Source organism: Hoylesella buccalis ATCC 35310 (genome assembly GCF_025151385.1).
Classification (GTDB): Bacteria; Bacteroidota; Bacteroidia; order Bacteroidales; family Bacteroidaceae; genus Prevotella; species Prevotella buccalis.
This window is the reverse complement of record NZ_CP102287.1, coordinates 2,741,360-2,762,932: the sequence shown is the minus strand read 5'-3', so window position 1 is coordinate 2,762,932 and position 21,573 is coordinate 2,741,360. Positions and strand designations below refer to the sequence as shown.

Sequence of the window (21,573 nt, the reverse complement as noted above, 5' to 3'; positions counted from 1 at the left end):
TGATCGTTATGAAAAAGTGCCAAGCGGCTTTACTTATCTGATAAGTCGAGCAAGCCATCGGGCAATTGTATCGTTATTTCTTTGTTTTGTGCATCTATTTGCTGTAATAAATCCTCGTTAGCGGGAATCAGTGTGCCGTCTTCCAGTTCAAACAGAACGTTTTCGGTGCTGTCATCTACCGAACTGATCGTGCCAATCAGCTGACCGGTTTGCGCATCTTTCAAGGCAAACTCTATGATTTGCGCCCACGAGAGATGAGCATCATCTGACTCAGCAATCGCCCTTGGGAAGAAAACCTCGCAGCCTGTCAGCTGACGAGCCTTGTCCTGCGTATCGACATCGCAAAACTTCACCAAGACCGTTTCATCACTTCTAAAGCGATATTCCTCCAGGAAGAAAGGTACGAAGATGCCATCAATTTTCAAAATAAGATAGGAACTCTCCGTACGATTGAACACATCGTCGGTAAAATGGAATGACAACTCGCCTTTAACACCATGCGGTTTGCCAATCTTGCCTATGCGGTAAACGTCTTCTTCCTTAATCATCGACACGCTTGATATGTGCGCCCAACGCGTTGAGTCGAGCCTCTATGTCCTCGTACCCTCTGTCTATCTGGGCGATGTTTTCTATTCTGCTGGTACCTTCTGCACTCAATGCCGCAATCAACAGTGCGATACCGGCGCGGATGTCGGGACTGGTCATGCGGCCGGCACGCAGTCTAAACTGGCGATCGTGACCGATAACCACCGCACGATGTGGGTCGCATAGGATGATTTGAGCGCGCATGTCAATCAGTTTATCCACGAAAAACAGACGGCTTTCAAACATTTTCTGATGAAAAAGCACACAACCACGCGCCTGTGTGGCTACCACCAACAGCACTGACAGCAAGTCGGGCGTAAGGCCAGGCCATGGAGCATCGCTCAAAGTCATGATGGTACCATCGATAAACGAGTCGATTTGGTAGTGCGGTTGACGGGGAATGAACAAATCGTTGCCTTCAATCTTGATTTTAATTCCCAAGCGTTTGAAGGTATCGGGGATGATGCCCAAGTGCCGAACAGCCACATCTTTGATTCTCACGCCATTGCCTACCATGGCTGCCATGCCGATGAACGACCCCACCTCAATCATGTCTGGCAAGACCGTGTGTTTGGCTTTGTGCAGCGACTTAACACCAACAATGGTCAACAAGTTCGATGCAATGCCACTGATGTTGGCGCCCATGGCATTCAACAGATGGCACAACTGCTGGATATAGGGTTCGCAAGCCGCATTGTACACGGTGGTTGTCCCCTCTGCCATCACGGCTGTCATGATGATATTGGCCGTTCCTGTAACCGAAGCCTCATCCAAGAGCATGTAACAGCCTTTGAGCTTGTTTGCCGTTTCTATGTGATACACGTCACGAGCTGCGTCATGTCTAAACTTCGCTCCCAACGCCTTGAAGCCTAAAAAGTGGGTATCCAATCGACGACGACCTATCTTATCACCGCCTGGTTTGGCGATGGTACTCCTGCCAAAGCGACCCAACAAAGGCCCAATCATCAAAACAGAGCCGCGCAAGGATGAGCATTTATTTACGAAAGCGTCGCTGTCCAGATAGTCGAGATTAACCTCGTCTGCCTGGAAAACATAATCATTTTTATTGATTCGGGTGACCTTGACGCCAATCTCTTGTATCAATTTAATCAAGTTGTTGACGTCAAGAATGTCTGGAATATTCTTGATTGTGACCGGATCGGAGGTGAGAAGCGTCGCACAAATCACCTGCAACGCCTCGTTCTTGGCACCTTGTGGTTTGATTGTTCCGCTCAGCTGATGGCCGCCTTCAATGACAAATGCCTCCATACGCCTATCGTCTCTTTTTCCTTCTATCGTTGGGACGCGCGTCCATCCGGTCGAACTTGAAGGTATCCAGGTCAAGAACGATTTTGCCGTCGGTGAACTTTTCGAGATCGAAAGCCACCTTCTCATCATCCGAGGAGCCATGTCCCCACTGCATTAGGTTGCGTTTCATCTGGTTTGCTGTAACGCGAGCCAACTCGTCACGCTCGTCACCAGGCTTCATGGTCTTGAGCTTTTCAAACATCTCGAACACCATGTTTCCATAGTGACGCACAGGAATTCGGTTCATAGGATATTTCAATGGTTCGGGCTTTGCATAAATCTTGGCCGCCTGCGAAACATCATAAGGATAGTCGATGTCAAGCTTAAAGTTGCTCATGATGGCAAGATGATCCCACATTTTCCGCTGAACATCCTCGTTCTCACGACTCTGTGGAAACATTCGAGCCATGATTGCGACAATGGTTTCGGCACATCGTTGACGCTCATCCTTGTTAGTGAGCGATACGGCATGGTCTACCATGTTCTGCACTTCACGGCCATACTCGGGCAAGATGAGTTTCTCGCGCTGGGTATTATAATCTAATCCTTCAATATCCATAGTTCAATTTATTTATCAACTAAAAGCCTCGTCGCAGCGAGCCCCATGCTCTTAAAGCAACTTCTTGGGTGATTTGGCCACAAAGTCCTTCAAATAGAACGGGACGAAATAGGCCACATCCTCGAACTGTTCGTTCATCATGCGCTTCTCCGCCAATGGGAACATGTTCTTAGCCAAGGGTTCTACGCCTTTGATGAGGTGCGCGTTAGGGTGGTTGATGGCCTCCAAACACTTCTCTGCACCATTTCCAAAGAAATATACGGGATGCTCATCCAAATATGATTTATACGTTTCGTGATCTACCACGTCGGCTTGTATCGGTCGAATCTCTTTCAAAGAACGGTCGAAAAGCTGCGCATACACCTCCATTCTACGGGCATCCAGCATGGGACACAACAACGCATCTTCCTCTTGTATCTGCTCGCTCAGTAACACGGGGACACACAAAAGCTCGAGCGTCGGAACGGAAATCAACTTGACCGAACGCCCATAGCAAACACCTTTGGCCATCGACACCCCGATACGCAGCCCGGTATACGAACCCGGACCGCAACTCACTGCCACGCCATCGAGCGGAATCAAATGACTGTCTATGAACGACAGTGCTTCATCTACATACACACCCAACTTCACGGCATGGTTGGGACCGCTGTGATCTTCTCTCTCAAAGATGCATGTTCCATCTTGGCTTACGGCCACGGAACACACGTCCGTACTTGTCTCTATGCTTAAAATACACGACATATGTATCGTAAATATTACCTAAATAAAATGCAAATTTACGCTTTTTTCCTGCAAAATGATTACTTTTGCATAAATTTAACGTGTTGAAATTATGATACAATCGATGACAGGTTACGGAAAGGCAACCACTATCTACAAGGAAAAGAAAATCAATGTCGAAATCAAATCACTCAACAGCAAGTCGCTTGATCTCTCTACACGTATCGCCCCACTGTACCGAGAGAAAGAATTAGAGATTCGCCAACAAGTCGCTCATGCGTTAGAGCGTGGCAAGATAGACTTCTCCATCTGGATAGAAAAAGACGCATCAACCGACCTTTCTCCCATCAACAGCGAGGTTGTTGAGAATTATTACAAGCAAATCAAACAAATAGCAGCCACGACCGGACTGCCCGAACCGCAAGATTGGTTCCGCACCTTACTCTCTCTTCCCGATGTGACCATCAAGACCGAGACCGAAGTGCTTGATGATGAAGAATGGGCTGTCGCACAAAAGACCATCACAGAGGCTCTCAACCAGCTTATCGACTTCCGCAAACAAGAAGGTGCCGCACTGCAAAAGAAGTTCACCGAGAAGCTGGACAACATCACCAACCTACTGAATGAGATTGAACCATACGAAAAGTTGCGTGTTGAAAAGATACGCGCTCGCATCGTTGACGGCCTCTCTCAGATTCCTGATGTTGAGTATGATAAGAACCGTCTGGAGCAAGAACTGATTTATTACATCGAGAAACTCGACATCAGTGAGGAGAAACAGCGGCTGGCCAATCACCTGAAATACTTCCGCACCACCATGAACGAGAACGAACCCGTAGGAAAGAAACTGGGCTTCATCGCACAAGAGATGGGCCGAGAAATCAACACAACGGGGTCGAAAAGTAATCTCGCGGAGTTACAGAACATCGTGGTGAAGATGAAAGACGAACTGGAACAAATCAAAGAACAGGTGTTCAATGCACTATAGACCCCAAAAAATACAGCCTCCCCCAACCCCTCCGAAGGAGGGGAGCTATAGCCTAAGATGGAAGGAAATACTGGCAATTATCACGCTACGCAAACATAAAGGAGCTACACAAGTTATCTTTGAGATGGGTAGAACGGCTGTTTTCATTGTGTTGGCAGACACACAAAACGTACTAAAGCAAATAAGACAAATCATGAATCATCTAAACGAACAAAACAAACAGCAAACCGTCCAAGAAACAGAGTCTGCGGAAAAGGCTCCCCTCCTTCGGAGGGGCGGGGGGAGGCTCTCATCTCATCTCATCATCTTCTCGGCCCCTTCGGGCAGTGGTAAGAGCACTATCGTGAACTGGCTCATGGAAGAACATCCCGAACTAAAACTGGCTTTCTCCATCTCCTGTACCAGTCGCAAGCCAAGAGGTACCGAACGAGATGGCGTAGAATACTTCTTCGTCAGTCCTCAAGAGTTTCGCGAACGTATTGACAACGATGAGTTTTTGGAATATGAGGAGGTTTATGAAGACCGATTTTACGGCACTTTGAAGGCGCAAGTGGACAAACAGTTGGCTGCCGGGCAAAACGTTGTGTTCGACGTAGATGTCAAAGGCGGCATCAACATCAAGCGGTTTTATGGTGAAAGGGCACTGAGCATCTTTATACAGCCGCCCTCGGTAGATGAGCTTCGCCGTCGGTTGGAAGGGCGTGCCACCGATGCACAGAGTGTCATAGAAGACCGTCTGGCCAAGGCTTCATACGAGCTTTCATTCGCATCTCAATTTGACAAAATCGTGATCAATGACGATTTGGCAAAGGCAAAACAGGAAACACTGGAGGTCATCCGCACATTTTTAGAAGGAAAGAAAGCGTGAAATCACCCGACACGATGAAACAAATAGGCATCTACGGTGGGTCTTTCAATCCCATACACAACGGTCACATCCAGTTGGCAAAGCATATTCTCAGGCTTTCCGCCTTGGATGAGATATGGTTCATGGTGTCTCCTCAGAATCCCCTGAAGCCCCAAAACGAATTGCTTGACGACCATTTGCGCTTGGAAATGACACGAACGGCCCTTCAAAACGAGCCGAAACTCATCGCCTGCGATACCGAATTTCACCTGTCCAAACCATCATACACCTGGAACACGCTGCGACATTTGTCCACCGCGCATCCCGAAATATCATTCACACTCATCATCGGAGCCGACAACTGGTTGGTATTTAATCAGTGGGCACACCATGAAGACATCCTGCGAAATTACGAGATTATCATCTATCCTCGCCTCAACGCTCCCATCAACAAACAAAGTTTGCCCCTCAACGTCCACCTGTTGGACACGCCTCTTTACAACATCAGCAGTACCGAAGTGCGCCGACGCATCCAGCAAGGCGAAGATGTAAACCAACTGATTCCACCAGAAATTATTCCACTTGCCACTCGGTATTACCCGCATCCATGATCGTATGTTGGGTTGGAGATACGCAACATGAAAGGATTATAAAAGCTGATTTTTCTTTACAAAGTGCCGCTCATAATTCTTGTGTAGACAACCAACGGCAAAGTTGGTCGCAAATACGCAAATTATGAGCAACTTTTATAATCCATTGACATTGTGTACGTTATACTCAAATCGTCTTTTTTCGTCCATGATTTTTTCTTTTTTTGACGACAAGAGCATTGAGATAAGCCTCCAATTTGTATACTTTCATGCAGCAATAGCATGTGAATAAGACCTCTAATGCATGTTTCCAAGACCATAAAGTCAATGCTCTAACTTTGAAAGCCGCTTATTATGTTCAAATCATCTCCTCGCTTGCAGCCTGTTTGCCTATTGATTTTTTCTAGTTTGAAGATTTTCAATGGTCGTTTTTTGGTAAAACAATAAGACAAAGACAATAGATCGTTTATACCCAAAATGATATGTGGAAAATGATGCAATGCCGTCATTAAAGGGGCAGTGTTGTTATAATAAATGACGCAAAATGAAGCGAATGGAAACAAGCAGTGCGATTCATTTCATTCATTAGTATTGTGGTTGAAACAATAGAACAAAGATTGTTTTTCATCATCAACAACCTTTCTCTTCTATGAAAGAGCCGCGTGCTTATTCACATTCGCTTCATTGATCGATAAGTTTATTGCAACTTAAAAGTGATGGGAAGTGTGTATTGAACCCGCACAGGCTTGCCTTTTTCATATCCAGGCTTCCATTTCTTTTGCAACTTTGCCACTCTGAGGGCCTCTGCATCTAATAATGGGTCAATAGATCTGACAACCTTAAAGTTTGACAGCGATCCATCTTTTTCTACAACAAAACTCACGATGACGCGCCCTTCTATTTTCTTTTTCTGCGCCTCTACGGGATATTTCATGTTTGTTGCCAAAAAATTCATTAAAGCAGGTATGCCTCCTTCGTACTCGGGCATCACTGATGATACCGTATATACTTTATCAGCATCATCTTTTACTGCGCCACCTTTCTTCTGTTTTTTGACCGGTGTCTGCTTCTTTTTGGGCTTTTGTGGTAGCGTGTACCGCAAAACTTTCACGCTATCTTTCTTCACAATAGTGGGTTGTTCACTGATAGAGCGTGCGATACTCTCTATGTTGCTCGCTGCGAGGAGTGCGGCTACGAGCGGAAGGAAAAACAAGTATTTAACCTTTCCTACGGGTTTTGTTCTGCGTTTGTTCATCATCTTGATTCTTTTTTTTAATGGTAAAACATTGAAGTTATTTGAAATTGTAGCTACATTCTTTTGATACGACAATCCTAATAGGTGGTACTGGTAGGTTTTAGAGTTGATTCCATTTGTCACCACTCGATGATCTGCCAAATATTCTATGTTCATTCTCACCTCTCGTCTCAACAACCATGCAAAAGGATTCATCCAACATACGATGGTAAAGAGTTCGGAACAAATGACATCTATCGAATGCCATTGTCTGGCATGTGTCTGCTCGTGCACCAATATCTCGTGCAGTTGAACAGGCGTTTGTGCGTCGGGATTCACAAATATCCATTGGAAAAAGGAGAACGGACTGCCTTTGCCCTTGATGATATGTACCTTGCAACCGTCTATATCGCGCGTCTTGGTGCGGATAATCATGGCCACAATCATGCCTACTTGCACCAACATCCGAAGCAAGAGTACCGCTACCCCACCTATATATATCCACTGCACTGCGTTCATCCAAGTCTGCTTGGCATTCTCTGCTCCAACAGTTAGCTCAGGAAGCACTACTTGCCGGTACGTTAATGCCATTCCTTGAGTGGTTTCAGCGGTCATGAGCCAATCGATTGTTGGCATCAATGGAACCAAGAAGGCGATGGCATAAATGCCTAACAAAAGACCTCTTCTCCAGCCAAAAAACGTGTCTTTGGCACAAAACATCTGATAAAAGCCATACAACAGTATGAGGGCTATGTTCACTTTGACGAGATAGATAAGCATAATCTGTATTTTTTAAGTGTGCGTGTTCAAATCTATTATTTTCTAACCAGCGATTAGGAAAGGAGTTTATTCGTTACCCTTCTCAATTTGGTCAATGATGTCTTGCAAGTCTTCAGAAGACAGTTTCTCTTCTTTCGCAAAGAAAGACACCATGTCCTTGAACGAGTTACTAAAGTAATCACGAACAAAGCGCGACATACAGTGCTGTTTGTACTTCTCTTCTGGAATGGCAGGAGAGTAAACGTAGGTGTTCCCTCGCTGCTCTTGATTTACAAAGTCTTTGCGCTTGAGGTTGTTCACCACCGAAGCAACAGTGGTGTATGGCGGTGGAGGCGTGCCCAGTTCACCTAATATTTGCTTTACCGTACAACTTCCTAATTGCCATATACGTTGCATGACCTCTTCTTCTTGTACTGTCAATTTTTCCATATTCATCATCTTGCGTATTATCAACTTAAATAATAAGCAACTGACTGATGTCAGCCCATCGATCGCTTATCACTCGCAAATCTACGAACTTTTCGTAATAACTGCAAGCGTTTATTAGTTAATAAATCATAAATATTTATCAGAAGTAGTTGTTTTTAATATTATTACGAATATATCGTAATTCGTATTTCTGCACAAAATAGTACTTGTTAGGTGTACTATTGGGCTGATTGATGCATCAAAAAAAGATTCTATAACGTTTCGTATAGACAAGTATAAGAAGTCATAAAAAAAACTACTTATCTATACGATCCGCTATAGAATCGCTAAAACCTACAAATTTACTGTCGCATCAACGTACAATCAATAATTGGCATTTTCTGGATCAAACTCAGTCCAACCTTCAGCCCAGTTATCGTTTGCAGCAAAGGCTCCAATGTAAGAAACTGTCTTAAAGCCTTTCAATCCGGTGAAAGAAGCAGCGTTCAGCAACGGACTTGATGCCAAAGGTTTGAATGTTTTGGTATCAATCAGGCCTTCCCAAGACTCCTTCACGATGTTACCCTGTGATAAGAAGAAGGTGGTAGAGAATGATTTCTTGCTGCTATCTGCCTTCTTTGCTTTATAGTCAGTAACCAACTCGTCCTCATATTTCTTGTTCATATCCGAACCGATGGCATCCATCCCTGCAAACCAAATGTTCTTCAAACTGAGTTTTCCAGCTGTGGCAGCACCCTGTGTGTCGCCCTTTTCGTTATCAAGCATCAGGCCGATAGGATAGCCAATGGCCAACGTATTGTAACAACTCAAGCGAGAGTTACGACGAATTTGCATGGCAGATTGGAACTTACCGAGTGCCGAACCATTATTGGGATTCATACTTCCACCTGTAATATAATCGGGCTTGTTTTGGAAGTTCTTATCCAATTTAGGTCCTATAAACGTGATATTCGAGAATTGTGCAGTGGTATAAGGCTCAACGGCCGATCCTGAACCATTGTTATCACTTTCAAATCCATTGCTTTGAGAGGCATCCGCAAGCTTCGAGTCACGTACAACAAGACCAAATTGTACCATACCGCAATAGCCATTGTCAGTGTCAAAATCATCATCCCAACCTTTGTAAGCAATGAGATACTTAGCGTTTACCGCACCTCCAAACCACTCGTAAGAGTCGTCATTGGAGTAAGAAACCTGGATATGGTCGAGCTGTGTGCCACTTCCTACCGAGCCTAAGGTCAAGCCATTGATTTCTTTATCCTGTCTGAATGGATAACCAGCAAACTCAATACGCACATAACTCAGTACACCCGAGTTGTCTGCATTGTCATTGCCTCCATGCTTCGTGCGTGGACCTCCTTCTATTTCCATTTCCTGCTGATTGTTTACAGCCTTTCCACAGAGGATGACACCACCCCAATCTCCAGGCTTACGATTGCCTTTGGCTTGTGCCGATGTAAACACAATAGGTTCTGTAGGCGTGCCTTTCGCAATGAGTTTTCCACCTCGCTCTGCAATCAGGGCAGCCTTTGTCGCCTTATCACCCTTGATGATAGTACCTGGTTCAATGGTCAGTTCCGAGCCTTCGGCAATATACACCCAGCCCTTCAGCAGATAAGTACCTTTCTTTAGCGTTTGTTTCCCCTTGAAGACAAACTCCTGATTGCCATTGCCAATCTCCTTACCATTAGGGTCTTCCTTACCGTCAGTGAACAACAAGTGGTCACAACTCTTTAACCCACCATCTGTTCCCCAAACGTATTGGGTCGTTGACTCCTTTTTATCAACCGGCTCATCTTCTTCATCTCCACAAGCAGTAAAACCGAGAGAGAGCGTTAGGATTGTCATCAATCCCCATAAATTCAAACTTTTTTTCATCTTTGTTTTGTTTTAATCAATGAACGAAATATGATATTTATATTAACTTAGTTTTCAAAATTGATAGATAACCGACAAGGATAGATTGCGTCCGGGTTGGTAACAACGACTGATTTCGGTTACCTCTTTCTTGGCTCCATCGGCATAAGTAACGTCAGCAAATTGCTTATAATACACTTTCTGTGCTAACAAATCGCGCACGCCCAATTTAAGTTCCCAGTGATTTCCAAACTTTTTAGAAGCCGTCAAATCAATAACATCCCGTGGCATCTCATAGCTATCGGGCACGCGGGCATTGATATTGTCGCCCGAAGTGGTGCCTTCGCTACGTCCCACGCCTATAATACGTTTGCCTATGCGATTGTATAACAAGGCGATGTGCATTTGGTGCGCCTCGTTCTTATAAAATATTCCTGTGTTAATCAGATAAGGTGACTGCCCTTGCATGGGCCTGTCTTTTTCCTTAGATCCCTTTTCAAACTGCACACTACTCTTAATCAAAGCCCCGTTGAGTGACCAACTGAAATGAGGAAGACCGATGAAATCGAGCGATTTCTTGATGTCCAACTCCAGTCCATAATTGTTGGCAGCCAAGGCATTGATGTACGAATAATTCAAATCTGTACCTCCTGTCACCGTATAGGTCCACTCAATAGGATGCTTAAAGTGTTTGTAAAACGCGGCTACTGATATCTGTTCGCCTCGACTTGGATAGTATTCGTATCGTAAATCGATGTTGTCCACATACGCATTTTTTAAGTTAGGATTACCTTTTACATCGGAGGCTAAGTCGAAATCATAATATACTGATGAGGACACTTCACGAAACTCTGGTCGGTTGATACTTCTTCCATACGACAAACGCAGTTGATGTTGATCATTAAACTTATAAGTGGTGTTGAGCGAAGGAAACAGGTCGTTGGTTTTATAAAATGTACTGACATGACTCACTTCTGTGTCTCGTGTATTTGATACCAACTCCATGTTGTTATGTTCAAATCGGACACCGGCGTAGATACCTAACTTGCCAAAGGGGAGAGACATTGCCAAGTATCCTGCGCCTAACGTGTTGTGTCCGATATAGTCGTTGCGCATGTGCATTTGCTCCAGCAAATGCAACTTGTCCACGCCAAAGTAAGAGGCATCGCTCAGCAGGGTTGGCATCTCCATGTACCTGAATCCGTCTGGCATGTTGTTGTTAGACGTGTTCCAATTGTATATCAATTCGCGAGTTGTGTAATCGCGGGTACGATATTCGCCATACGCACCATACTTCAAAAATGGCTCCCATTGTCCCCAATTAAAGGTAAACTTGTCGTTCACACTCCCCGACACAATGTGTTCATCCAACTGTGTCCACTCACGTGACACATCGTTTCCTGTCAACAATCCTAACCGATTGGTCTCAATGGCATCGTTGACCAAATAGCGTCGACGGTCGGGAATGTGCCGATTGGCGTATGCATATCCCACATTCCAGTCTAACTCATGCGCCCTTAGCGTATGCTTTCCGGTAAGCTGTGCATTATAGGTGGTACGACTACGATAATAATATTCTGCCGATTGTTCATTGTTCGACTGTGCACTGATGCCGTTACGCTCGGTATAGCGATTGTTGCCCAACTGGTTAAAGATATTTTTTAGTTGGTATTTGTTTTTCCCATTTTTCGACATGAGCGTAAGATTGAACATGCTACCCAATCGCACATTGTTGTTAAACTGGTTGTCAACCGATTGGCGCAGATAGTTTTCACGGTCGTTTTGGGCGTCATAAATACCAAACAGGTTGTTCTCCATGTCCCGATAGGTTCTGTATTCGTTACTGTAATTCAGCGCCACTATCATCCCCAGCCTGTACCGATTCACGTCCCATTGGTGATTCCAATTGGCAGAAAGTTTCAAATCTCCCAAAGGTTTCTTCGTCTTCTCGTGCCAGTCATTGTTCAATCCGTTATCCAATAAGCTAATCGCTTGGTCTGATAAGGTTTTTAGTTGACTGTGAATGCCGCCGTCCAACGAGCGCAAACCGCCATCAAATCCAAGAAAATCGGTATTCGAACCTTTGGCGTAGGTAAAGTCTTGAAAGGCCGACTGGGTATTCCAATTGCCTCCTAAGGATAGCGAGAACGAGTTTTCTGACGGTATCTCTTTTGTGTTCAACACGATAAATCCACCACTATAATCAGATGGATATTCGGGCGATTGGGTTTTTACAATCAACAAATTGTCTATTTGTGAGCTGGGTACAATATCAAACGAGAAAGCCCTTGAGTCGGCTTCACTGCTGGGAACAGCACCCCCATTCACCCATACATTATTATAACGCTGGGACAGGCCGCGCACCATCACGAACTTATCTTCTATCAAACTCACGCCTGGCACACGCCTAATTACCTCACCGGCATTTGAGTCTTGCGTGCGACGAATCTCTTGCGAAGAGATGTTGCTCATCACATAAGGACTCTCTTTCGCCAACTGCACCATGGCAGTCTCGGTAGTTTGTTTGACCGCAGCTGTTATCTGCACTTCTTTCAGCGTTTGCTCGTCGGCGCTCATCTCCACCACCAGGTCGGTTGTTCCGGTGAGAACCCCTCTAAGCGTTTTGGCCTTATAAGAAACGTACCTTATTATAAGCGTGTATTTTTGTTCCTTGAGCCCGGTAAGTTTAAACCTACCATCCATGTCAGTGACGCCGGCTGGCTTGCCACCTGCCATCTCGATGGTCGCACCTATCAACGGCTCCTTGCTTTTAGCATCCACCACCGTGCCGCTAATCTCTTGGCCGGCCATTTGTAAACTCATCAGTAGTAGCATGCATGCAGCTACCAATCCCCTTTTCATTGTCTTCATTAGAAATACTGAACTAATTTTTACGCTGCAAAAGTACGGGTATGATGTTGCATTTTTATTTCCGTAATATGATGATAACGATACAACTATGTGACAAACTCACAACATCTGTTTCATTACTATTGCAACTTGCTGTGCGCCAAACCAGATTGGCGATGAATCACGGCCCCACCGTTAAACGTTGCTCTTTTTCACGCTAATGGCGACGGAACGTGATGAATCACGCCCCTACAGATTGTCCGATTTTTTATCAAAAAAGAGGCCCTAAAACAGCAATTGAAAACTTTCAATATAGAAAAAATCAATAGGCAAGCAAGGAGCAAACAGCAGATTATTTGGCTGAGAAATCGCTCTTTTTCATGAAAAACAATGAGATGACGCTGCAAGAAGCATCACTTTGTGGGGCAATAGGCATGTTCTTGCCCGCCAAAAGCATGCAGATTGGAGGTTAAAAGCTATGCTATTGGCGACAAAAAGCCGAAGAAGCAGCTACCCAAGGCATCATCATCCCTATAACGCATTATACAACAATCACATACAAAAGTAGCTCATGCTTGCGTTATTTGCAACCACCACCATGACTGCTCGCAAATAAGCCAAGGAGAAAGAGGTACGTTGTCAAGAATATTCATCTACATGAACCCACTTTTTTCGCCATCTTTCAATGAGGTGTGAATATTTAATACTGGGTCAAAATAAAACTAAAATAATTGTTCGGTATGGTTTATTTTCGTACCTTTGAAATCTAATCAACAACTAACCATACCATCATGTCAGATAGCCAATACTGTGTCATTCTGGCCGGAGGAAAAGGTAAACGCCTTTGGCCTTGCAGTCGTGAAGCCACGCCGAAACAATTCATCGACTTCTTTGGCACAGGACGTACGCTTTTGCAGCAAACATACGACCGGATGCTCAAGGTAGTTCCACCCAATAATATCTTCATCAGCACCAATCAGTCATACCTTGATGACGTTCATCAGCAGTTGCCCGACATCACGGAAGACCGCATCTTGGCCGAACCCATCCACCGCAACACGGCACCAAGCGTGGCATGGGCCGCACATCGCATCATGCGATTCAACCCCAACGCGAACCTGTTGGTGACGCCGTCCGACCAAATGATTCAGAACGAGGACGCCTTTGTAAGCGACATCCAGGAGGGATTTGCTTTTGTCAGTCAGAGAGATGAGCTGCTCACCCTGGGCATCAAGCCCACCAGACCAGAGCCTGGATATGGCTACATTCAATTGGGCGAGCCGGCGGAGAACGGCGTTTATCAAGTACAGTCGTTCACCGAAAAACCCGAAAGAGATTTTGCCAAGATGTTTGTGGAGAGCGGTGAGTTTTATTGGAACACGGGCATGTTCATGGCAAACATACGCTATTTGAGCCACTGTCTGTTCAAGTTGCTGCCCTCTGTGTTGCGCAATCTCGATGCCATGACGCCCCATTGGACCATCGAAGAGGAGAACCATTTCATCAATAAAAACTTCCCACTGTACCCCAACCTGTCGGTTGACAACGGTGTGCTGGAGAAATCAGAACGGGTGTACGTCATGAAATGCAACTTTGGCTGGGCCGACATCGGTACGTGGCACAGCATCTACGAGGCCATGCAGAAGAGCGAATCGGACAATGTGGTGATCGACAGCAACGTCATCCTTGAAGATTGCCAAAATAATGTCATCAAGTTGCCGAAAGATAAGCTGGCCATCCTCAACGGACTGGATGGCTACATCATCGCCGAACATGGCAACGTATTGCTTATTTGCAAGAAAGAAGACTCGTCGGCACTGGTGAGAAAATATGTCAATGAGGTGCAAATCAAGAAGGGAACGGACTATATATAAACGTTTTTCAATTTGACCGTGCTTATTATTAACATATAAACAATTAGACGAGCGATTTAACATGATGAAGAAATATCTTCATCATGCTTATGGTATGTGCCATCCAAGATGAGTTCACCGTATCGAACACTCGGCATAAAGTCGAAATAAGGCTGCGCCAACACAAAGGTCAACACGTCGCCCATCATCGACTTACCGGTAAAAGGAGCCAGCAAAAGCAGTGATGCAAGCGTAGACGACAAGGCTGAATGTCCGTTTTTTCATCTATCATTCAGTATTCAATAAGGATTATATGATTGATTCATAAGAGATCAGCGCACAGACATCTCTTTCAAATTTACATTCATTCCCGATATTTCCAACAACGGTTCGCAACCACGAGTATCCTCTTTTTTCCACTTTACGGTCACCGTTTTCTGTTCACCGGGCATCAGGTGGAAATAATTGTCACTATAATCAACCGGCAAAATTTGCAGGCCATCGTTGCCTTTTAAGTTGATGCGGTTCATCATGGCGGGTGTGTCACTCTCGTTTTTCAGCACAACCGTTGCCTGATTTCCTTCCCATTTAACATGCGTGGTCAACGTTACCATGGGCAAACGCCTTAGTTCTTGCAAGTTTCCTTCATCGGTAGAGCACACATAGAAGTTGTCTGAAAGCACCTGGTTGTTATCATCTATCAATTTCATCTTCAAAAAGTAGACCGTCCCTGGCATGTCAGGCTCTTCTATTTTAGTGCAGACAACGGTCGTGTCAGGCTTGCTCTGCAACGCCATCTCATGAGATGAAAGTCGCTTGCCATGGATATCCAGCACCTCACATTGTGCCCTCAAGGTCCCGTGCACCACTTTATTTAGGTTGACAACCTCCATGTTTCGCGTGCTTGCATTCCACTGAATATGCAACGGCTCGCATGCTTTTTTCACGCCAAAGAAAGCGGCTGTAGGTTCAAAGTAGTAGTCGTATGTCTGCCAAGTCATGCTGGGCCAACACGAATGGCTCATCCATATCAACAATCCCAACCGTTCTTTGCTTCCTGACTCATACATGGCACGATAGCCTTCATAGTTCACCCACTGCGCAAGAGCGGTGAACTGCTTGGCGTTTTGCACCTTTCCGAACGCCTTTTCGATGATTTTGTTGAACGAATCTCCTTGCTGTGCTCCTTGCAACGTGTAGTCATGCTGTCCCCATTGTGCATTCTGAGGCCATAAAGCCTCTGGACTTAGTGTTCTCGAAAGTCCTTCGAAGGTCATGACATTTGGCATTCCACGCTCCGAATGCAGCTTACCAGTCTGCTTTTCAAAGTATTCTTTCGCAGGCAAGGCACGGTATGGACCATGCCCACTGATGCCATCATCGGCCGAACTTGACACATAACAAAGTCCTGGATGCAACGTCTGTACAAATTGACGCAGCGCCCTATCGATCGTTTCGGGTGGATAACCCTCATTTCGTCCACAGTACAAACCGATACTCGGATGCTTTCTAATGCGGTACACATAATCCTTTGCATTCTTCAGAAACATGTCCTCGTCCATCGGATCGGGTCCATCAGCAGGATTAGCCAGCCAAAAATCTTGCCACACCATAATGCCATAGCGGTCACAAGCCTCGTAAAACTCCTCATCACCGGTCTGCCCTACCCAGTTGCGTATCATGTTATAATTCATATCGCGGTGATACTTCACGGCAATATCGTATTCCCTACCCCGATAGTTCAGATTGCTCTCACTGAAGCCCCAGTTGCCTCCCAGTGGTACGAAGCGTTTCCCATTGACATACATCGTTAGTCGGGTATCAACATCCCGATATCCCATTTCACGAATCCCGGCCTTGAACGTCAGCTCGTCCAACACCTTTCCGCCCACCTCAAACGTAAATCCAGCGTCGTAAAGATAAGGTGTTCCATAACCGTTGGGCCACCACAAGCGCAGGCGACGGTTCTTCAAATCGGCGAATTTCGATGGGTCAAACGTTGCTTCCACCGTGGCCAATGCGGGCAACGTCACGGTTTTTTCAAACATCACCTCGCCTATCCAGCCCCTCAACCGTCCTGTCACAGCATGCGATTCGTTGTTTTTCAGTACGACGGACGGTGTGACCGTGGCCAGCGTATCCGGCAGGTTCAAGCACGAAGTCACCACTGGATCCGCCAAACTCACCCCACCTTCAGCAGACAGATACACGTCATTCCAAATACCGATGTTACGACCACGGATGGTAGAGATCCAGTCCCACCCAATCGTGGCATGGAACGTAGGATTGTCATAACCCAAGATTCCCCCATTAAAGTCGGTATTCATCTCATTCTTTTCCTTGACAGCACCTGGATGTTGATTCTTCACAATCTCCACGGCCAGCACGTTCTCTCCCGACACGAGCAGTTTGCTGACGTCGATTCTTCCACGAACGAACGCTCCTTCCATGCGATCAACCTTCTTTCCATTGAGGTAGATGTCAGCCTTCCAATTGATGCCATCAAAGTTCAGGAACACATGTCTGCCCAACATAGCCTGGGGAACGTGGAACGAACGACGATACCAAAAGTTGGAATTAAAGAACGATTCGGAAATCATGAACAGATGGTCGGCATAGTTTGGATAGGGTATGGCGCCGATGTTCATATAGCTCGACAGCACCGTGGCAGGAACTGTGGCCGTTATCCACTTGCTGTCGTCAAAGGCTGCTTGCGCAATTTGTTCGCCCGTTGCCCGCACTTGCGAGGCACGCTGCAATCGCCATTGTCCACCATTGAGCGAAAGTAGGTTGCCATCCAGACGGTTTTCTGCCTTGGGATGCGCCACCAATCCCCCGCGACCCATCACTTCCAACTCACTGAGCGCATAGCGTTGTCCCGCCCGTGCGCCCTGCATGTTCACTCGCACATATCGGGCCGTGGCCTTGCAGTCGTACTCATCGAGGGTCACATTCTTGGAAGACAACTTACATAGCGGTCGCCATCGCTGGGCATCATCAGACACTTCAAGCTCTCCTTGCATGGCTTTTTGCACCCAATGCAAACGAATTTTGTCAAAAGAGGCCTTCACGCCCAAATCAACATACACCCATTGGTTGCCGCCTCCCGCACTCATCCAACAGCTGTTGAAGACTGAAGAAGGCAACAGGTCGGTCATTGGCCGTCCATCCTGATAAAACTTCAGTTCGGTAACGGTCCAATAAGCAGCGCCATCCATGTCCAACGCCAAGCGAAGGTCGCTGAAAGTTTTATCCTTGGTGTTGAGATTGAAGCTGATATTGACCTTTCGCGTAGGCAACAAGTCACCCCCCGTATTCTTGTTAGGGTCACTGTGTGCCCTGTATTTCGAAGCCTCTCCGGGCAATGTGTTTCCACGTTTTTCGTCCAACACCACCCACTGTCCTTTGCGATTCTTACCCATCACCTTGATGGAAAATCCATTCTTGACCTCTTCGGGGTGATAGGCCACGCTGGCAAACAGCTTCACTTGGTTGGCCTTGATACCCATTCCCTGCCAGTGGTACTCTAACTTTGCCCGGCTACCCATCAAGATGTTGCGGGTGTACTCTCCGCCATCAATGGCCCATTCGCGTTCTCGAAGGGGCAAAACGCCACTATTGGTGGTCGTCACCAGATAGGCTGGCCCTTGACGAGTGATAATGCCATCGGTGAGCAATTGTGCCGTTAGGTTGTAATCATACGATGAAGAGTGGAAAGCCTTGCGATGCAAAGCGATGTTACGGTAGGTGTCATCCTGCACTAACGTAGGCACATAAGCCTCTTGCACACGCCCTGGATAAATGCCAATGCCACGAGTATAGGTTTGTGCAAAAGCAAATTGTACCCAAAAAGTCATCACTACCAAAAAGCCATAAAAATACCGTGAATACCGTATCATATCGTATGTCGTTGAAAATTAATTGTTGATTGTTTGACAAAAATAAGCATAATGTACAAGAACACAAAAGGTTAACTCAAGAAAATAAGTTAACCTTTTACACTATATCGTTTTATTGAAAGTCAAACGGTATCCTTTTTGCAAAGGTAGATTGATTTACAAATCTATTTGCTTCAAAATCTTATGGGTAGCACCCGTCTTTGATTCCACATAACTACCAGCCGCTTCGCCACTCAAACGCAAGTACTCTTGCTGAGTCATAAACTGTTGCATCATACGTGCAAACGAAGAACTATCCGCGATTTCGAACCCTCCCTTCGCCTTAATCAGTTCTTGCGCTTCTTGAAAACGCTGATGATTAGGACCAAAAAGTACGGGCATTTTCCATACAACGGCTTCTAACACATTGTGTATTCCTACCCCAAAGCCTCCACCAACGTACGCCACCTCACCATAATGATAAACACTCGATAGCAGTCCGAAGCAGTCGATTAACAAGCATTGAGCTTGTGCAGCTTCTTCGGGTGTTGTTGCTGTGTAACGAACCGTCTTTCCTTTGCATTTTTCTTCAATACGCTTCAAATGCTCTTCGCTGATGACATGGGGGGCGATGATCATTTTCCAATCCTTACATTCATTCATGAAAGGAATAAAAATATCTTCGTCTGGCGCCCAACTTGAGCCTGCTACAAACACTTTTTTATCTGCTTTGAAAGCCTCAACTATCGGGAGTTGCTGAGCTTTCTCCTTGATTTGCAACACTCTATCGAAGCGAGTATCGCCTACGACATCGACCGTATCTATCCCTATCGTGTGAAGCAAATGTTTGCTCTTTTCGTTTTGGACAAAGAAATGCGTAAAACATCTCAAGACGCCTGCATAACTTTTGCCATACCAACGGAAGAAAATTTGATGCTCTCGGAAGATGCTACTGACACTGTAAACGGGTACATTGCGGTGCTTGAGGATGTGCAGGTAATTGTACCAAAACTCGTATTTGATGAAAAAGGCCATGCACGGACGCACCGTCCTCAAGAACCTGCGTGCGTTGCGAATGGTGTCTATGGGCAGATAGCACACAATGTCGGCATGCTCATAGTTCTTCCTCACCTCGTAACCCGAAGGCGAAAAGAATGTCAGTAGTATTTTATATTCAGGATAATCGGCGCGGATTCGCTCTATCAACGGCCGCCCTTGTTCAAATTCACCTAACGAAGCGGCATGAAACCAGATGTATTGATGGTTGGGATTGACCTTGCTCTTGAGGATATCAAGGGCCTGGCGTTCGCCCTTCCACATCTTCTTAACTTTCTTACTGAAGATACTGGCCACGGCAACACCGCACAGATAGAGGTATATGGCTACTTGATACACGATGCAAAGAGGTTTTCCTATTCAGCGTTTTTGCATCAGGCAAGATGAGAAGCCACGGTGGGAATCTCCTCGATAGCCTTGCGCAAACGCCTTAATGTTTCGTTCTTACCTAGGAAAGCCGAGATGTCGAACATGCCCGGGCCTTTGCCTATTCCGACCAAAGTCAGACGGAACGCATTCATGACATCACCCAATTTGTAATCTTTCTCTTTGACCCAGTTCATGACATGCTGCTCTTGATTCTCAATAGAGAAATCGTCAAGGCCTTCCAACAAATCGGCCAACTCGGTCATCTGCTCTGCCGAATAGGGTTTCCAACGCTTGCGAACCGTCTTCATGTCATACTCCAGCGGCGCTACGAAGAAGAAAGAACACAACGGCCAAAGCTCTTTTACGAAGTCGACACGGTCTTTCATCATGTGAACCACCTGTCGGATGCGATCCATCGACTCATCAACGCCGTTGTTGGCAACGATGGGTGCGAAGAGATCGGCTATCTCATCATCGCTCTTTTGCAACATGTATTCGTGGTTGAACCAAATGCCTTTTTGGTAATCATACTTAGCTCCGGCCTTGGAACAGCGTGTGATGTCAAAGGCCTCAACCAGCTCGTTGAGTGAAAAAATCTCTTGATCGGTTCCCGGATTCCATCCCAAAAGAGCGAGGAAGTTCACAACAGCCTCGGGGAAATAACCGCTCTCGCGGAATCCAGACGACACTTCACCCGTCTTGGGGTCGTGCCATTCCAGCGGAAAGACAGGGAATCCCAGCCGATCACCATCACGCTTTGACAGTTTACCTTTGCCTTCCGGCTTGAGCAACAGGGGCAGATGGGCAAACGAAGGCATGGTGTCGGTCCAGCCAAACGCCTCGTAGAGCAACACATGCAGGGGTGCACTGGGCAACCATTCCTCACCTCTGATGACGTGTGTAATCTCCATCAAATGGTCGTCAACAATGTTGGCCAAATGGTAAGTGGGGAGTTCGTCAGCACTCTTGTACAACACTTTATCATCAAGGATGTCGCTCTTGACAATCACTTCGCCACGAATCAAGTCCTGCACATGTATCTCACGGCCAGGTTCAACTAAGAAGCGCACCACATACTGCTCACCATCCGCGATGCGTTGTTGGCACTCATCGGGCGTCATGGTTAATGAATTGCGCATCTGCATGCGCGTATGAGCATCATATTGGAAGTTTTTTAATTCGTTTCTTTTGGCCTCCAACTCCTCCGGAGTGTCAAAAGCATAATAAGCCTTACCTGCATCCAGCAACTGCTGAACGTACGTCTTGTAAGTCTCGCGACGCTCGCTTTGACGGTAGGGCCCATGCTCTCCGCCGAAAGAAACACCTTCATCGAACTGGATACCCAACCATTTGAATGACTCGAGGATATATTCTTCGGCTCCGGGAACGAAACGATGAGAGTCGGTGTCCTCGATTCTAAACACGAGATCGCCACCATGTTGACGTGCGAAAAGATAATTATACAACGCTGTTCGTACTCCACCAATATGTAAAGCACCGGTAGGACTGGGTGCAAAACGCACCCTTACTTTTCTTTCTGCCATTTTAAATAAATGAAGATAAGATATTAAATTTTGTGCAAAAGTAGTCATTTTTTTGCAGTATGCCGTATTTTTTTTGTATTTTCGCATGATAGTAGGCCGAAAGACCCTGTATCATGAGCTGAC

General features: G+C 45.9%; 16 protein-coding genes. 4 read left to right on the top strand and 12 right to left on the bottom strand.

What is annotated here, in order from left to right; genetic code table 11:
- Window positions 1-29 precede the first annotated feature (29 nt).
- Genes rimM through tsaB form a run of 4 tightly spaced genes read right to left on the bottom strand, consistent with a single transcriptional unit; the run spans window position 30 to window position 3,196 of the window.
- The gene (gene rimM / locus NQ518_RS11365) at window positions 30-548 is read right to left on the bottom strand and encodes a ribosome maturation factor RimM (RefSeq protein ID WP_227205249.1); all 519 of its coding nucleotides are present in this window, start codon (window positions 546-548) and stop codon (window positions 30-32) included.
- The gene (murA, locus tag NQ518_RS11360; protein ID WP_227205251.1) at window positions 541-1,854 is read right to left on the bottom strand and encodes a UDP-N-acetylglucosamine 1-carboxyvinyltransferase; all 1,314 of its coding nucleotides are present in this window, start codon (window positions 1,852-1,854) and stop codon (window positions 541-543) included. The genes rimM and murA overlap by 8 nt, the downstream gene beginning before the upstream one ends.
- 4 nt (window positions 1,855-1,858) lie before the next feature.
- Window positions 1,859-2,452 carry a DUF4290 domain-containing protein gene (locus NQ518_RS11355; protein WP_227961802.1) on the bottom strand — a complete coding sequence of 198 codons (594 nt, stop codon included), beginning with the start codon at window positions 2,450-2,452 and terminating at the stop codon, window positions 1,859-1,861.
- A gap of 51 nt (window positions 2,453-2,503) precedes the next feature.
- Entirely contained in the window at window positions 2,504-3,196 is a 693-nt protein-coding gene (gene tsaB, locus NQ518_RS11350) for a tRNA (adenosine(37)-N6)-threonylcarbamoyltransferase complex dimerization subunit type 1 TsaB (protein WP_227961804.1), read from the bottom strand.
- Between the two features lie 91 nt (window positions 3,197-3,287).
- Between tsaB and NQ518_RS11345 the strand changes: the two genes are divergently transcribed.
- From NQ518_RS11345 to nadD, 3 genes are all read left to right on the top strand, one after another.
- The gene (locus tag NQ518_RS11345; protein WP_004350879.1) at window positions 3,288-4,163 is read left to right on the top strand and encodes a YicC/YloC family endoribonuclease; all 876 of its coding nucleotides are present in this window, start codon (window positions 3,288-3,290) and stop codon (window positions 4,161-4,163) included.
- Between the two features lie 193 nt (window positions 4,164-4,356).
- Window positions 4,357-5,031, top strand: a complete 675-nt coding sequence (gmk, locus tag NQ518_RS11340) for a guanylate kinase (protein WP_227961806.1) — start codon at window positions 4,357-4,359, stop codon at window positions 5,029-5,031.
- A gap of 14 nt (window positions 5,032-5,045) precedes the next feature.
- Complete coding sequence (nadD, locus tag NQ518_RS11335) at window positions 5,046-5,621, top strand: nicotinate (nicotinamide) nucleotide adenylyltransferase (RefSeq protein WP_227961808.1); 576 nt, start codon at window positions 5,046-5,048, stop codon at window positions 5,619-5,621.
- A gap of 676 nt (window positions 5,622-6,297) precedes the next feature.
- Here nadD and NQ518_RS11330 read toward each other — a convergent pair.
- From NQ518_RS11330 to NQ518_RS11315, 4 genes are all read right to left on the bottom strand, one after another.
- On the bottom strand, window positions 6,298-7,614 hold the full coding sequence (locus NQ518_RS11330) for a M56 family metallopeptidase (protein ID WP_227961810.1): 1,317 nt from the start codon (window positions 7,612-7,614) through the stop codon (window positions 6,298-6,300).
- A gap of 66 nt (window positions 7,615-7,680) precedes the next feature.
- A complete protein-coding gene (locus tag NQ518_RS11325; RefSeq protein WP_025072043.1) occupies window positions 7,681-8,049 on the bottom strand; it encodes a BlaI/MecI/CopY family transcriptional regulator in 369 nt (122 codons plus the stop codon).
- Between the two features lie 357 nt (window positions 8,050-8,406).
- Window positions 8,407-9,921, bottom strand: coding sequence for a hypothetical protein (locus NQ518_RS11320; protein ID WP_227961811.1), 1,515 nt, complete (start codon window positions 9,919-9,921; stop codon window positions 8,407-8,409).
- A 54-nt stretch (window positions 9,922-9,975) separates the two neighbouring features.
- A complete protein-coding gene (locus NQ518_RS11315) occupies window positions 9,976-12,771 on the bottom strand; it encodes a TonB-dependent receptor (RefSeq protein ID WP_227961813.1) in 2,796 nt (931 codons plus the stop codon).
- Window positions 12,772-13,541: 770 nt separating this feature from the next.
- On the opposite strand from NQ518_RS11315, the gene NQ518_RS11310 reads away from it, so the two are divergent.
- Window positions 13,542-14,624, top strand: coding sequence for a mannose-1-phosphate guanylyltransferase (locus NQ518_RS11310; RefSeq protein ID WP_227961815.1), 1,083 nt, complete (start codon window positions 13,542-13,544; stop codon window positions 14,622-14,624).
- Between the two features lie 56 nt (window positions 14,625-14,680).
- Here NQ518_RS11310 and NQ518_RS11305 read toward each other — a convergent pair whose 3' ends face one another.
- The 4 genes from NQ518_RS11305 to gltX form a co-directional block, all read right to left on the bottom strand.
- Window positions 14,681-14,866: a hypothetical protein gene (locus NQ518_RS11305; protein WP_227961817.1), complete on the bottom strand. Its 186-nt coding sequence runs from the start codon at window positions 14,864-14,866 to the stop codon at window positions 14,681-14,683.
- Between the two features lie 69 nt (window positions 14,867-14,935).
- Window positions 14,936-18,502, bottom strand: coding sequence for a glycosyl hydrolase 2 galactose-binding domain-containing protein (locus NQ518_RS11300; RefSeq protein ID WP_227961819.1), 3,567 nt, complete (start codon window positions 18,500-18,502; stop codon window positions 14,936-14,938).
- Between the two features lie 156 nt (window positions 18,503-18,658).
- Window positions 18,659-19,876, bottom strand: a complete 1,218-nt coding sequence (locus tag NQ518_RS11295) for a 3-deoxy-D-manno-octulosonic acid transferase (RefSeq protein WP_227961821.1) — start codon at window positions 19,874-19,876, stop codon at window positions 18,659-18,661.
- A gap of 35 nt (window positions 19,877-19,911) precedes the next feature.
- The gene (gene gltX, locus NQ518_RS11290; RefSeq protein WP_227205273.1) at window positions 19,912-21,450 is read right to left on the bottom strand and encodes a glutamate--tRNA ligase; all 1,539 of its coding nucleotides are present in this window, start codon (window positions 21,448-21,450) and stop codon (window positions 19,912-19,914) included.
- Between the last annotated feature and the right edge of the window lie 123 nt (window positions 21,451-21,573).

Excerpts from the sequence above, each read along its gene's own strand:
- rimM (WP_227205249.1), bottom strand. The coding sequence starts at position 548 with ATGATTAAGGAAGAAGACGTTTACCGCATAGGCAAGATTGGCAAACCG.
- murA (WP_227205251.1), bottom strand. The coding sequence starts at position 1,854 with ATGGAGGCATTTGTCATTGAAGGCGGCCATCAGCTGAGCGGAACAATC.
- NQ518_RS11355 (WP_227961802.1), bottom strand. The coding sequence starts at position 2,452 with ATGGATATTGAAGGATTAGATTATAATACCCAGCGCGAGAAACTCATC.
- tsaB (WP_227961804.1), bottom strand. The coding sequence starts at position 3,196 with ATGTCGTGTATTTTAAGCATAGAGACAAGTACGGACGTGTGTTCCGTG.
- NQ518_RS11345 (WP_004350879.1), top strand. The coding sequence starts at position 3,288 with ATGATACAATCGATGACAGGTTACGGAAAGGCAACCACTATCTACAAG.
- gmk (WP_227961806.1), top strand. The coding sequence starts at position 4,357 with ATGAATCATCTAAACGAACAAAACAAACAGCAAACCGTCCAAGAAACA.
- nadD (WP_227961808.1), top strand. The coding sequence starts at position 5,046 with ATGAAACAAATAGGCATCTACGGTGGGTCTTTCAATCCCATACACAAC.
- NQ518_RS11330 (WP_227961810.1), bottom strand. The coding sequence starts at position 7,614 with ATGCTTATCTATCTCGTCAAAGTGAACATAGCCCTCATACTGTTGTAT.
- NQ518_RS11325 (WP_025072043.1), bottom strand. The coding sequence starts at position 8,049 with ATGAATATGGAAAAATTGACAGTACAAGAAGAAGAGGTCATGCAACGT.
- NQ518_RS11320 (WP_227961811.1), bottom strand. The coding sequence starts at position 9,921 with ATGAAAAAAAGTTTGAATTTATGGGGATTGATGACAATCCTAACGCTC.
- NQ518_RS11315 (WP_227961813.1), bottom strand. The coding sequence starts at position 12,771 with ATGAAGACAATGAAAAGGGGATTGGTAGCTGCATGCATGCTACTACTG.
- NQ518_RS11310 (WP_227961815.1), top strand. The coding sequence starts at position 13,542 with ATGTCAGATAGCCAATACTGTGTCATTCTGGCCGGAGGAAAAGGTAAA.
- NQ518_RS11300 (WP_227961819.1), bottom strand. The coding sequence starts at position 18,502 with ATGATACGGTATTCACGGTATTTTTATGGCTTTTTGGTAGTGATGACT.
- gltX (WP_227205273.1), bottom strand. The coding sequence starts at position 21,450 with ATGGCAGAAAGAAAAGTAAGGGTGCGTTTTGCACCCAGTCCTACCGGT.